The sequence below is a fragment of the Nocardioides panzhihuensis genome (genome assembly GCF_013408335.1).
Taxonomy (GTDB): Bacteria; Actinomycetota; Actinomycetes; order Propionibacteriales; family Nocardioidaceae; genus Nocardioides; species Nocardioides panzhihuensis.
The window spans coordinates 1,255,557-1,269,190 of record NZ_JACBZR010000001.1; the positions used below are offsets into that span (position 1 = coordinate 1,255,557).

General features: G+C 69.7%; 11 protein-coding genes. 10 read left to right on the forward strand and 1 reads right to left on the reverse strand.

Going from position 1 to position 13,634, the window contains the following annotated elements:
* Positions 1-18: 18 nt before the first annotated feature.
* Positions 19-996 (reverse strand): AAA family ATPase, encoded by a 978-nt coding sequence (locus BJ988_RS05855; RefSeq protein ID WP_179657155.1) that lies wholly within the window; start codon positions 994-996, stop codon positions 19-21.
* 263 nt (positions 997-1,259) lie between these two features.
* Here BJ988_RS05855 and mraZ point away from each other — a divergent pair, with 263 nt between their 5' ends.
* The 10 genes from mraZ (at position 1,260) to murC (ending at position 13,627) form a co-directional block, all read left to right on the forward strand.
* Complete coding sequence (mraZ, locus tag BJ988_RS05860; RefSeq protein ID WP_246321411.1) at positions 1,260-1,676, forward strand: division/cell wall cluster transcriptional repressor MraZ; 417 nt, start codon at positions 1,260-1,262, stop codon at positions 1,674-1,676.
* 241 nt (positions 1,677-1,917) lie between these two features.
* Positions 1,918-2,916, forward strand: coding sequence for a 16S rRNA (cytosine(1402)-N(4))-methyltransferase RsmH (rsmH, locus tag BJ988_RS05865; RefSeq protein ID WP_179657157.1), 999 nt, complete (start codon positions 1,918-1,920; stop codon positions 2,914-2,916).
* Entirely contained in the window at positions 2,913-3,509 is a 597-nt protein-coding gene (gene ftsL / locus BJ988_RS05870; RefSeq protein ID WP_179657158.1) for a cell division protein FtsL, read from the forward strand. Before rsmH ends, ftsL begins: the two co-directional genes overlap by 4 nt.
* A 101-nt stretch (positions 3,510-3,610) precedes the next feature.
* Positions 3,611-5,434 carry a peptidoglycan D,D-transpeptidase FtsI family protein gene (locus BJ988_RS05875; protein WP_179657159.1) on the forward strand — a complete coding sequence of 608 codons (1,824 nt, stop codon included), beginning with the start codon at positions 3,611-3,613 and terminating at the stop codon, positions 5,432-5,434.
* Positions 5,435-5,471: 37 nt separating this feature from the next.
* A complete protein-coding gene (locus BJ988_RS05880) occupies positions 5,472-7,022 on the forward strand; it encodes a UDP-N-acetylmuramoyl-L-alanyl-D-glutamate--2,6-diaminopimelate ligase (RefSeq protein ID WP_179657160.1) in 1,551 nt (516 codons plus the stop codon).
* 125 nt (positions 7,023-7,147) lie between these two features.
* Positions 7,148-8,266, forward strand: coding sequence for a phospho-N-acetylmuramoyl-pentapeptide-transferase (mraY, locus tag BJ988_RS05885; protein ID WP_179657161.1), 1,119 nt, complete (start codon positions 7,148-7,150; stop codon positions 8,264-8,266).
* On the forward strand, positions 8,266-9,723 hold the full coding sequence (gene murD, locus BJ988_RS05890; protein ID WP_179657162.1) for a UDP-N-acetylmuramoyl-L-alanine--D-glutamate ligase: 1,458 nt from the start codon (positions 8,266-8,268) through the stop codon (positions 9,721-9,723). Before mraY ends, murD begins: the two co-directional genes overlap by 1 nt.
* A gap of 103 nt (positions 9,724-9,826) precedes the next feature.
* Entirely contained in the window at positions 9,827-11,119 is a 1,293-nt protein-coding gene (gene ftsW, locus BJ988_RS05895) for a putative lipid II flippase FtsW (RefSeq protein ID WP_179657163.1), read from the forward strand.
* A gap of 13 nt (positions 11,120-11,132) precedes the next feature.
* Positions 11,133-12,212 (forward strand): undecaprenyldiphospho-muramoylpentapeptide beta-N-acetylglucosaminyltransferase, encoded by a 1,080-nt coding sequence (gene murG / locus BJ988_RS05900; RefSeq protein ID WP_179657164.1) that lies wholly within the window; start codon positions 11,133-11,135, stop codon positions 12,210-12,212.
* Positions 12,209-13,627: a UDP-N-acetylmuramate--L-alanine ligase gene (gene murC, locus BJ988_RS05905; protein WP_179657165.1), complete on the forward strand. Its 1,419-nt coding sequence runs from the start codon at positions 12,209-12,211 to the stop codon at positions 13,625-13,627. The genes murG and murC overlap by 4 nt, the downstream gene beginning before the upstream one ends.
* Positions 13,628-13,634 lie beyond the last annotated feature (7 nt).

Consider the following 13,634-nt stretch of genomic DNA (forward strand, 5'->3'; position numbering starts at 1 on the left):
GGAGGTCGGTCCGGCAGGTCAGGTCTGCGGCACCGGCACGGCGGACACGACGGTCTCCAGGATGTCGTTGACCGAGCGGCCGTGCATCGCCGCGGAGGCGCTGGGGAGGAGACGATGGGCGAGGACCGGACCGGTCAGCCTGCGTACGTCGTCGGGAAGGACGAACTCGCGTCCGTGCAGAGCAGCATGAGCCTTCGCGGCCCGCAGCAGGTGCAGGCTGGCCCGTGGTGAAGCGCCGAGCACCAGCTCGTTGTTGACGCGGGTCGCCGCCGTCAGAGCCACCGTGTAGCGGCGAACCGCGTCCGCGACGTAGACCTGGTTGACGACCCCGACGAGCTTGCGGATCTCGGCGGCGTCGGTCACCGGGTCGAGGTCGTCGAGTGGGTTGGAGGCGCTGTGGTTGGCCAGCATCGCGATCTCGGAGGCGACCGGGGGATATCCCACCGAGACCCGTGCCATGAAGCGATCGCGCTGCGCCTCGGGCAGGGCGTACGTCCCCTCCATCTCGATCGGGTTCTGGGTCGCGATCACCATGAACGGCGACTCCAGATGGTAGGTCGCGTTGTCGACCGTGACCTGATGCTCCTCCATGCACTCCAGCAGCGCCGACTGAGTCTTGGGGGAGGCGCGGTTGATCTCGTCGCCGACGACGATGTTGGCGAAGATGCCGCCCGGGCGGAACTCGAACTCCCGGGAGTTCTGGTTGAAGATCGACACCCCGGTGACGTCGCTCGGGAGCAGGTCGGGAGTGAACTGGATGCGACGCACCGAGCAGTCGATCGAGCGCGCCAGCGCCTTCGCGAGCTGAGTCTTGCCGACCCCGGGCACGTCCTCGATCAGGAGGTGGCCCTCGGCGAGCAGCACGGTGAGCGTGGAGTCGACGACGTCGGTCTTTCCTTCGATCACCTTCTCGATGCTGTCGCGAATGCGGCCCGCGACCCGCACCAATGTCTCGATCTCTGCCTCATGAGATGAGGCCTCAAACGGCGTTGTCACGTCGCGTCCTTCCGACTCACACCTGCTTATGAGGAACACCGTACGGGGTAGCGCCTACGCCGTCTGCGGCATTCACCCGACTGTGACCTGCGGGCCGCCCTCGCCGGCCGTCCTGGAGCACGTCCGCGAGGAGCGGCAGGTGGCGGGAAATCACCTGGTGGGGGAGGAAGGTGGTTTGAAAGTGGGGAATAGTGGGGTACGGTGGGGCAAAGTGGAGGAACGATCCACGTTGAGCTGACCGCGGGGGCGAGCACATGTTCTTCATGGGCACGTACACGCCGAAGCTCGATGAGAAAGGCAGGGTCTTCCTCCCGGCAAAGTTTCGAGATCGACTGGCGGAGGGGGTTGTCGTGACGCAAGGTCAGGAGAACTGCCTCGTGGTCTGGCCCGAGGATGTCTTCATGCAGGAGGCGCAGCGGGCCCAGCAGACGCCACTCACCTCTCGGGACGCACGTGACTACGCCCGTGTCCTCTTCGCGGGGGCCGAGCAGACGACACCCGACAAGCAAGGCCGGATCGGCATCCCGCCGCTCCTGCGTGACTACGCCGGGATCGTCAAGGACGTGGTCGTGATCGGTGTGATGGACCGGATCGAGATCTGGGACCCGGCCAAGTGGGCGGAGTACTCCGCGGGTGCACAGGCCAAGTTCGCAGACCTCGACGAGTCAGCGGACAGATAAAGGGACAGATCGACAAAGCGACAAGCTGAGCTGATTGAGAAACAAACAAGTCAACAGCGGATCCGCAGGACGAGGTCTCAGTCCCGCTCCACTCATCCGGCCATCCGGGGCACCTTCCCCGGCTCCGGACGGCACTCGATGTGACGGAGCGGGCATGAGACCTGGCTCTGCGGATCCGCGGCGTTGTCAGCCCGTGGCTCTGCCAGAGAACCGGGGAGAACACACCAGACGAAGCCGTGCGATGGGGGTCGAGGCGGTGACGAACCAGAAGCACGTGCCGGTGATGCTCGACCGCATCGTCGACCTGCTCGCGCCGGCGCTCGCCGATGGCGGCGTCCTTGTCGACTGCACGACCGGCCACGGTGGCCACACCGAGGCGGTCCTGGAGCGAATCCCCGGATCCCGGGTGATCGGCATCGACCGGGACACCTACGCCCTCGGCATCGCGGGGGAGCGGCTGACCCGGTTCGGCGACCGGTGGACAGGCGTCCACGCGGTCTACGACGAGATCCTCGACGTGGTCGAGGGGCAGGGCCTGGACGAGGTCCAGGCGGTGCTCTTCGACCTCGGCGTCTCCTCGATGCAGCTCGACCAGCGCGAGCGCGGCTTCGCCTACGCGGAGGACGCGCCGCTCGACATGCGGATGGACGCCACCCGCGGGCAGACCGCGGCGGACGTGCTCAACACGTACTCCGCGGCCGACCTGACCAGGATCCTGCGCGACTACGGCGAGGAGAAGTTCGCCAAGAAGATCGCCTACGCCGTCGTCAACCGCCGCGCGAAGGTGCCGTTCACGACGAGCGGGCCCCTGGTGGAGCTCCTGTACGCGGAGATCCCGGCTCCGGCCCGTCGCACCGGCGGGCATCCGGCCAAGCGCACCTTCCAGGCGTTGCGGATGGAGGTCAACGACGAGCTCGGGGCGCTGCGTACGGCGCTGCCGGACTCGCTCGAGGCCGTCGGGATCGGTGGCCGGGTGGTGGTCGAGTCCTACCACTCGCTCGAGGACCGGATCACCAAACGGGCCTTCACCGAGGCGACGAAGCTGGACGTACCTCACGACATGCCGATCGTTCCGCCCGAGGCGGAACCGTCGTTCCGCCTGCTCACCCGTGGTGCCGAGCAGGCCAACGAAGCAGAGATCGAGGAGAACCCGCGTGCCGCCTCGGTGCGACTGCGCGCGGTGGAGCGCACGAAGCGCCGGACCAACCTTCCCAAGTCAACCCCTGGAGCGACCAGATGAGCATTGCCGCCGCGCCACAGGCGCCCGTGCGCAGCCCGGACCGGGCACCCGAGACGACCCAGACGCGGCTCACCGCCGTCCCGGCGCCGCTGTCTGCGCCGATGGCGCCGCGGCTGCCGTTTGTCGTGCTCGTCTCGATGCTGCTCATCGGTGGCGTCGTGGGTCTGCTCGTCTTCAACACCTCCATGCAGCAGTCGGCCTTCCAGGAGCAGCGCCTCCAGGAGCAGGCGACCACCCTGGCCGCCCGGGAGCAGGCGCTCGACGGTGAGCTGAAGAAGATGGAGGACCCGCACAAGATCGCCGCCGAGGCGAAGAAGCTCGGCATGGTCGTCCCGCAGAATGCGGCCATGCTGCAGGTCCCCGATGCGAAGGTCGTGGGCGAGGCGGCCCCGGCCGACCGCTCCGCGACGCCCCCGCTGCACCCGAAGGTGGCCAAGCCCTACAGCGTGCTGGTCGCCGAGAGGAAGGCGGCCGAGGCGGCCGCCGCGAAGGAGCGGGCGGCCGAGGAGGCCAAGAAGAAGCGCGCTCAGGAGACGACGTCGCAGCAGCAGACCGAGGAGCAGCAGCGTACGGAGACGGGCGAGGCGCGCTGAAGGCGAGTCGCTGGGTGGTCCCACGGATCACTTGGGACACACTGACAACATCAGTCACGGATGCGGTCGAAGTCTGTATCGATCGGTAGGGGAGGAGAGCGATGGCCCAGCGACAGGTGAAGCGGAAGGTCCGCCGACCCGCGCGACGCCCCGCCCCACGCTCCACACCGAAGGCGACGCAGCGACGCGGACCGGTGCACATCCGGCTTCGTGTCGGCTTCATCCTGGTGGCTATGGTGCTCTCGGTCTTCGGTGGCCGGCTGGTGCAGCTGCAGGGCATCGACCCGCACTCGTACGCCGCGATGGCGGCCGCGGAGAACGTGGTCGATGTCGTGCTGCCGGCCGAGCGGGGCGAGATCCTCGACCGTGACGGCGAGGCGCTGGCCGACTCCGCCGACGGGGCGATGGTGCTGGCCGACCCGAAGCAGACGAAGAAGGACGCTCCGGCGATCGCCGCTTTCCTGGCCAAGGAGCTCGGGGTCGACTACGCGACGGCGCTCAGCAAGCTGCGCAAGGACGGGAGCCGGTTCCAGTACATCAAGCGCCAGGTGCCCGCGACCCAGGCGACCGCCGCGGTCGAGAAGGCAGCCAAAGAGGGCTACCAGGGACTGTGGACGAGCCGCGACCCGCTGCGCAACTACCCCAACGGCGACGTCGCGGCCAACCTGGTCGGCTTCCTCGGCAACGACGGTCCGCTGGCCGGCCTCGAGGCCGCCTTCGACAACCACCTGGCCGGCAAGGACGGCCACGCCGAGTACGACGCGACCAGCCCGGTCAGCGGCACCCGGATGCCGCTGGGCACCAATAACCGGGTCGCTCCGGTCGACGGCGACGACCTGAAGCTCACCATCGACCGCGACCTGCAATACTACGTGCAGCAGACCCTGATGGACGCCGTGCAGAAGTCTCGCGCCGAGTCGGGGATGGCGGTGGTCATCGACACCCAGACCGGCGAGATCCTCAGCCTGGCCGACTACCCGACCTTCGATGCCCGCGATCCGGCGGCCTCGCCGAAGACGCTGCGCGGGAGCAACGCGCTCTCCAACGTCTATGAGCCGGGCTCGGTGCAGAAGGCGCTGACCGTCGCCGGCCTGCTGGACCAGGGCCTCGTCTCGCCCTCGACCCGGATCAAGGTGCCGGAGTCCTACATGTCCGGGGGGCGCCCGATCCGAGACTGGTATCCGCACGGCGTCGAGAAGCTCACCCTCGCCGGCGTGATCGCGAAGTCCTCCAACATCGGCACCGTGATGGCCGCGGACAAGTACGCCGAGGGCCAGCTGCGCGAGTATCTGTCCGCGTTCGGCCTGGGGCGGCGCACCGGCCTGGGCCTCGACACGGAGTCGGCGGGCCTGCTGGCGTCACCGGAGGCGTGGAACGCTGCCGACGAGGACCGTATCGACTTCGGTCAGTCGGTCTCGGTCAACGCCGTGCAGATGACCGCCGCGCTCAACGCGATCGCCAACGGCGGCGTGCGCATCGACCCCAGCCTCATCGCCGGGAGCGCCACCAACAACTCCGGCGTCGAGGTCGGCACCGACACCGCCGAGCGCACCCGGGTGGTCTCCCAGGAGGCCGCCTCCCAGACCGCGGAGATGATGGAGCGGGTCATCAACGACCCCGTCAACGGCACCGCCAAGCAGGCCGCCGTCCCCGGCTACCGCGTCTCCGGCAAGACCGGCACCGCCCAGCGGGTCAACTCCGAGTGCAAGTGCTACGACGGCACCAACACCGTCTCCTTCGGCGGCTTCGCCCCCACCGACGACCCGCGGTTCACGGTCTACGTGGCGATCCACAACCCCGGCAACGGCGGTGGCGGCGGCTCGGTCGCCGGCCCGGTCTTCTCCCAGATCATGTCCTTCGCCCTGCGCCGATACGGCGTCGCGCCGACCGGCACCGAGCCGTCGAAGATGCCGACCGGTTGGTAAGTATGTCGGGACCCGCCGGGCGGATAGCCTTCGCCTGGTGAGCAGTGCGTACGAGACGGCGGACCCCAAGAGCCCGACCCGCCCACGAGTGACCGAGCCGGTGACCCTGGCCGATCTGGCCGGCGAGCTCGGCCTGGACGTGCGCGGCGAGGCCCGTGTCACCGGGGTCACGCTGAGCTCCCAACGGGTGTTGCCGGGTGACCTCTACGCCGCCCTCCCCGGCAGCCGGGCGCACGGCGCCGGCTACGCCGCCGCGGCGGTCGAGGCCGGTGCGGTGGCGGTGCTCACCGACGCCGCGGGCGCCGCGCTCCTGGCGGCCCAGGGCCTCGGGGAGGTGCCCACGCTGCTCGTGGAACAGCCCCGCAAGGTGCTCGGTGCGCTCTCGGCGCACATCTACGGCAGACCGTCGGGCAAGCTGCGACTGATCGGCGTGACCGGCACCCAGGGCAAGACGACGACCACTCGCCTGGCCGAGAGCGCGCTGCTCGACGCGGGTCACCGTGCCGGCGTCATCGGCACGGTCGGCACCCGGATCGGCGGTCACGACGTGAAGACCCCGCTGACCACGCCGGAGGCGCCCGACCTGCACGGTCTGTTCGGCCGGATGGTGGAGGAGGGGATCGAGGCGTGTGCGATGGAGGTCTCCTCCCACGCCCTGGTGATGGGACGCGTCGACGGGGTCGTCTTCGACGTCGCCGTCTTCCTCAACCTCGGCCGCGACCACCTCGACTTCCACGAGACGGTCGAGGACTACTACGCGGCGAAGGCCGACCTGTTCACCCCCGAGCGGGCGAGGCTGGGCATCGTCAACATCGACGACGAGCACGGCCGCCGCCTCACGGCCGAGTCGACCATCCCGATCCTCACCTACGCCCTGCACGACGACACCGCCGACTGGCGTGCCACCGACGTCGAGCTGCGCCCCGACGGCTCCAGCTTCACCGTCCTCGGCCCCGACGGCCTCTCGTTCCCGGCCTCCAGCCCGCTCGCCGGTGACTACAACGTCAGCAACACCCTCGCTGCCCTGGCCAGCATCCACCACGCCTACGCGAGCGAGAACGTCGTACGCAGCGTCGCCACCGTCCTCGCCAAGGGCTCCGGCGTCCCGGGCCGCCTCGAACGGGTCGACGAGGGCCAGCCGTTCACCGTCGTGGTCGACTACGCGCACAAGCCCGACGCCGTCGAGGCGGCGCTCGGCACGCTCCGGCCACTGACCCGCTCCCGGCTGATCGTCGTGATCGGGGCCGGAGGTGACCGCGACACCGGCAAGCGGCCGATCATGGGGGAGATCAGCGCGCGCCTGGCCGACCACGTCATCGTCACCGACGACAACCCCCGCACCGAGGATCCGGCGAGCATCCGGCGACAGGTCCTGGCGGGCGCGACCGGTGGGACCGCGAGCGTCGAGGAGATCGGCGACAGGCGCGCCGCCATCGGCCGTGCGATCAGCCTCGCCGAGCCCGGCGATATCGTCGTCGTCGCAGGTAAGGGGCATGAGACGGGTCAGGAGATCAACGGTGTCACCCACCCGTTCGACGACCGCGAGGTCGTCCGAGATGCGTTGGCCGCACACCGACCGATGCGCTGATACGGCGGGGTGCCGCAGAGCTGGCGAACCCGTAGGGAAGAATGCCCGGGGCCGGTGTCTTCGCTATGCACACCGGCCCGGGGGCAAGGACCGGAACGGCATGGCAAGGAAGGCACCCGGCTGACATGAGAGCGATCCTGCTGAGCGGAGCGATTGCGCTTCTGTTCTCGCTGCTCGGCACCCGATTTGCGATCGTACAGTTCACGAAGTTGGGCTACGGCCAGGAGATCCGCGAGGACGGGCCGACGACGCACCGCACCAAGCGCGGCACCCCGACCATGGGTGGCGTGGCGATCGTGATCTCGGTCGTCGTGGGCTACTTCGCGGCCAAGCTCCTGACCGGCGACGCACCGAGCGCGACGGCGTACCTGCTGTTGTTCCTCCTCGTGGGCATGGCCGCGGTCGGCTTCGTCGACGACTTCATCAAGGTCTTCATGCAGCGCAACCTCGGTCTGCGCGCCTGGTCTAAGATGGTCGGTCAGACGCTGGTCGCGGTGGGCTTCGGTGCGGTGGCGATCCATCCCGGACTGGCCAACGCAGACGGGATCACGCCGGCAGCCGACCAGCTCTCCTTCATCCGCGACTTCGGCCCGCACTTCCTCGGCGGTGACGGGATCTTCTACTGGCTCGGTGGCGCGCTGCTGCTGGTCATCTTCTGGATCATGGTCACCGGAACGTCGAACGCCACCAACCTCACCGATGGCCTCGACGGGCTGCTGGCAGCCTCCTCGGCGATCGTCTTCGCCGCCTACACGATCATCTCGATCTGGCAGAACAACCAGCGCTGCGGCCGTCCGAGCGTGGAGATCGGCACCTGCTACGAGGTGCGCGACCCGCTCGACATGGCGATCCTCGGCGCCGCGATCAGCGGCGCTTGCATCGGCTTCCTGTGGTGGAACGCCAGCCCCGCGAGGATCTTCATGGGCGACACCGGCTCGCTCGCGCTCGGCTCCGTGCTGGCCGGGTTCGCGATCCTGTCGCACACCGAGTTCCTGCTGATCATCCTCGGCGGACTCTTCGTCACCGAGACGCTCTCGGTGATCCTGCAGACCGGCTGGTTCAAGCTCACCCGCAAGCTGACCGGCACCCCGAAGCGGATCTTCCGGATGACGCCGATCCACCACCACTTCGAGATGCTCGGCTGGGAGCAGGTCACCGTGGTGATCCGGTTCTGGATCATCACCGGTCTCTGCGTCGCGGCCGGGCTGGGAATCTTCTACGCCGAATGGGTGGCGACGATCTGATGACCGAGCCTGACGACAAGCGCCTCGACGAGCTCGGCCGCAACGACTCCTGGGAGGGCGTCAAGGCGGTCGTGGCTGGCTTCGGCGTCTCCGGCTTCGCCGCCGCCGACAACCTGACGCACCTCGGTGCGAGCGTGATCGCGCTGGACGAGTCCCCGGGCGACGAGGAGCGCCAGGAGAAGGCCAAGCTCCTCGGCATCCTGGGCGCCGACGTACGCCTCGGCGGGGGCGCCACCCACGTGCTGCCCGACGACGTCGACGTCGTGGTCACCTCTCCCGGCTGGCGGCCCACCGCGCCGCTGCTCGCGCAGGCGCGCGAGCGCGGGATCCCGATCTGGGGCGAGGTCGAGCTCGCCTGGCGGCTGCGCGACCCCGACAACGCCGCCGCGTGGCTGGCGGTCACCGGCACCAACGGCAAGACGACGACCGTGCAGATGCTCGACAACATCCTGCGGACGGCCGGGCTGCGGTCGGTCGCCGTCGGCAACGTCGGCCTGCCGATCGTCGAGGCCGTGATGGACCCCGAGCCCTACGACGTCTTCGCCGTCGAGCTCTCCTCCTTCCAGCTCCACTACACCTCCTCGATGGCCGCCGAGGCCGCCGTCGTGCTCAACATCGCCGAGGACCACCTCGACTGGTACCCCTCGATGAAGGAGTACGCCGCCGACAAGGGCCGCGTCTACGAGGGCGTCGAGCTGGCCTGCGTCTACAACGTCGCCGACGAGGCCACGATGCACCTGGTCGAGGAGGCCGACGTCGCCGAGGGCGCCCGTGCCATCGGCTTCACCCTCGGCACCCCGGCCGTCGGCCAGGTGGGGATCGTCGAGGACATCCTGGTGGACCGGGCCTTCATCGAGGAGCGCCAGACCTCCGCCGCGGAGCTGTGCCAGATCTCCGACCTCGCCTCGGCCGCGCCCCACTACGTCCAGAACGCCCTGGCCGCCGCCGCGCTCGCGCGGGCGCACGGGGTCTCCCAGGCCGCGGTACGCGACGGGCTGAAGTCGTTCCGCCCCGACGGCCACCGCATCGAGGTCGTCGCCGAGGCCGGCGGCGTCACCTGGGTCGACGACTCCAAGGCGACCAACCCGCACGCCGCCCAGGCCTCCCTGCAGGCCTACGACCCGGTGGTCTGGATCGCCGGTGGCCTGGCCAAGGGTGCCCGTTTCGAGGATCTGGTCGCCTCTGTCCACGACCGGCTGCGGGCCGTCGTCCTGATCGGTCAGGACCGCGACGTCATCGCCGCCGCCCTCGCCGCTCACGCACCCCAGGTCGAGATCGCCGACATCGTGACCGCCGACGGCCCAGCGGCCATCGCCGAGGCCGTCGAGATCGCCGCCGCCCTCGCGAAGCCGGGCGACACCGTGCTCCTCGCTCCCGGCTGTGCCAGCCAGGACCAGTTCCGCGACTACAAGGTCCGCGGCGACGCCTTCGCCGAGGCCGTACGCCGCCAGCTCTGACCTGCTGGTCGGGCGGCGACACGCGCGCGAGATCCGCCGGGAAGGCGAAGACGGCCGCGAGAATGTAATCGACGTACGTCGCACCGCAACTGGGAGGTAGGCCGTGACGACCACCAGCCCCGACCAGACCGGTTCCGGCTCGGCCGAGCAGGCCAGGGCGTACCCGAAGACGGTTCTCGGCTACCTCAAGGCCTGGTTCCACGCGCTGCGGGTCGCGCTGAACCGGCCGCTGGCCGCCTACTACCTGCTGCTCACCAGCACGGCCCTGCTGCTGACCATCGGGCTGATCATGGTGCTGAGCGCCTCGAGCGTGTGGTCCTACCAGAACCTGGACAACTCCTACGCGATCGTCGGGCGGCAGGTGCTCTGGGTGATCATCGGCGTCCCGTGCGCGTTCATCGCCTCCAGGATCAGGCCGAAGCACCTGCGTCGGCTGGCCTGGCCGGGATACGTCATCGCCTGTGTGCTGCTCTTCCTGACGATCTTCCTGGGCCACGACGTCAACGGTCAGCAGAACTGGATCGGGGTCGGCCCGGTCAAGATCCAGCCGAGCGAGATCGCCAAGCTGGCGATCGTGCTGTGGGCGGCCCACGTCTACGCGCTCAAGGAGCGTCGCCTCGACAGCCTCCACGAGGTGCTGATGCCGGTCCTGCCCGGCATCGCGCTGGCCACCGGGCTGGTCCTCGCCGGCAGGGACCTCGGCACCGCCCTGGTCTTCTTCGCGATCGTTCTCGGCATGCTCTGGGTGGTCGGCGCGCCCGGGCGGCTGTTCGGGATCGCGATCTCGATCATCGGCGTCTCGGTGCTGTTCCTGATCAGCACCGACACCGAGCGGCTGGCCCGGCTGACCAGCTTCGCGGACCCGTTCAAGGACTACCACGGACAGGGCTGGCAGCCCTCCCACGGTCTCTACGCGCTCAGCTCGGGGGGCGTCCTGGGGCAGGGGATCGGTGCGTCGCAGCAGAAGTGGGGCGACCTGCCCGAGGCCCACACCGACTACATCTTCGCGGTGCTGGGCGAGGAGCTCGGCCTGGTCGGCACCCTGCTCGTCGTCGGCCTCTTCCTGACGCTCGCCTTCGCGCTGATCAAGGTCGCCCGCCAGACCGACCGGCCGTTCGTCCGCTACTTCAGCTTCGGCGTGCTGGTCTGGCTGCTCGGGCAGATGATCATCAACGTCGGGATGGTGCTCGCGCTGCTGCCCGTGATCGGCATCCCGCTGCCGCTGGTCTCCTACGGCGGCTCGGCGCTGATCCCGTCGATGGTCGCCCTGGGCGTCGTCATCGGCTTCGCCCGGCGCGAACCCGCGGCTGCCGCGGCGCTGAAGCACCGTAAAGCCTTGGCAAAGGATCGGGCGCGCCAGGCAGCCGCCTACCGGTCCGCGCAACGCAACCGATAAGTTCTGACGCATCATGAAGGCCCTCCTCGCCGGCGGTGGCACCGCCGGACACACATCCCCCCTGCTCGCCACGGCTGATGCCCTGCGCCGTCTGGATCCGAGCGTGGAGGTGACCTGCCTCGGCACTCCTCGCGGCTTGGAGAACCAGGTGGTGCCGGCTGCGGGCTACCCGCTCGAGCTCATCCCCCCGGTCCCGATGCCGCGACAGCTCAGCAGCGATCTGCTGAAGGTGCCGGTCAACCTGAAGGGCGCGGTCGAGGCCACCTACGAGGTGCTCGACCGGATCCGGCCGGACGTCGTCGTCGGCTACGGCGGGTACGTCTCGATGCCCGCCTACCTCGCCGCGAAGCGACGTCGCATCCCGATCGTGGTGCACGAGGGCAACGCGATGCCCGGGCTCGCCAACAAGGCGGGCGCCCGGGTCGCCGACCGGGTCGCGGTGAGCTTCCCGGACACCAAGCTGCCCAAGGCCGAGTACATCGGGCTGCCGATCCGCCGGATGATCTCGACGATGGACCGCTGGGCGCTGCGCGCCGAGGCGCGCAGCTTCTTCGGGCTCGACCAGCACCGCCCCACGATCGTGGTCACCGGCGGCTCTCAGGGCGCCCGGACGATCAACGACTCGGTCTCCGGCGCCTACCGGACCCTGGCCAACAACGGGATCCAGGTGCTCCACGTGATCGGCCCCAAGAATGAGCTGGTCTCGCCCGGCCCCGGCTACCACGTGCTCAACTACGTCGACCGGATGGACCTCGCCCTGGCGGCGGCGGACCTGATGATCTGCCGGTCCGGTGCCAACTCGGTGATCGAGGCGAGCGCGGTGGGAGTGCCGGCCGTCTACGTACCTCTCCCGATCGGAAACGGCGAGCAGTCTCTCAACGCGAGGGCGGTCGTCGAGGCCGGTGGCGCGATGCTGGTCGCCGACGCCGACATGAACGCCGGCTGGGTCTCCGCTAACGTGCCGCCGATCGTCACCGACCGCGCCCGACTCGAGGCGATGTCGAAGGCCGCCAGCGACCTGGTTCCGCGCGACGCCGACGAGCGGCTCGCGCGGATCGTGCTGGAGACGGCAGCGAACGGAGGAAGATCGTGAGAGTTCCGGTTCCTGAGCACATCCTCCCGGCCGAGCAGCTGGGCAGGGTCCACTTCATCGGCATCGGTGGTGCGGGCCTCTCGGCGATCGCCCGGGTCATGCTGGCGCGCGGGATCGAGGTCTCGGGCAGCGACGGTGCCGACTCCTCGATGGTCGCGGCGCTGCGCGAGGAGGGCGCGACCGTCTTCGTCGGTCACGACGCCTCCCAGGTGGAGGGCGTCGACACCCTGATCGTCTCCACCGCGATCCGCGAGGACAACCCCGAGTACGTCGCCGCGCGCGACAAGGGTCTGCGGATCTACCCGCGCTCGGCCGGTCTGGCCTCGGTCATGGAGGGCCGTCGCGTCCTCGCCGTCGCCGGCACCCACGGCAAGACCACGACCACCTCGCTGCTCACCGTCGCCCTGCAGGCTGCGGGCGCCGCGCCGACCTACACGGTCGGCGGCGAGCTGGCCGCCTCGGGCACCAACGCCGCCGAGGGCTCGAGCGACCTGTTCGTCGCCGAGGCCGACGAGTCCGACGGCGCCTTCCTGGTCTACAAGCCGTACGCCGCGGTCGTCACCAACGTCGAGGCCGACCACCTCGACCAGTGGGGCACCGAGGAGGCCTACCGCGACGGTTTCGCCCAGTTCGTGGGGCGGCTGGCTCCCGACGGGTTCCTGGTCGCGATCATCGACGACCCCGGTGCCGCCGACCTGCGCCACGTCGCCCACTCGCTCGGCCGCCGCTTCGTCGGCGTCGGTGAGTCGGAGCTGGCCGACGTACGCGCCGTCGACATCGTCCTGGAGGGCACCACCTCCTCGTTCACCGTCGTCGACGGGCTCGACGAGCTCGGCCGGATCACGCTGCAGATCCCCGGGCGCCACTACGTCGCCGACGCGCTGGCAGCCCTCACCGTGGGCCTGCGCCTGGGTCACTCCTTCGACCTGCTCAAGGCGGGGCTGGAGTCCTTCACCGGCACCCGGCGCCGGATGGAGCGCAAGGGAGAGGCCGCAGGCGTACGCGTCTACGACTCCTACGCCCACCACCCCTCCGAGATCGCCGGCGACCTCGTCTCCGGCCGGTCCGTGGCAGGGGAGGGGCGGCTTGTCGTCGCCTTCCAGCCGCACATGGTCTCCCGCACCCGGATCTTCGGCGAGGAGATGGGCCGCGTGCTCGGCGCCGCCGACGAGGTCGTCGTCCTCGACGTCTACCTGGCCCGCGAGGACTACGACCCCGAGGTCACCGGCAAGCTCGTCGCCGACGCGGTGCCGCTGCCGCCCGACCGGGTCGCGAGCGTCGCCGGGCTCGAGGAGGCCGCTGCCGAGCTGGCCCGCCGCGCGCGTCCGGGTGACCTGGTTCTGACGCTCGGGGCAGGTACCGTGACCGAGGTGGGCCCGATGGTGCTCGACACGCTACGTAAGGCCGAGCAGTAACGCTGGG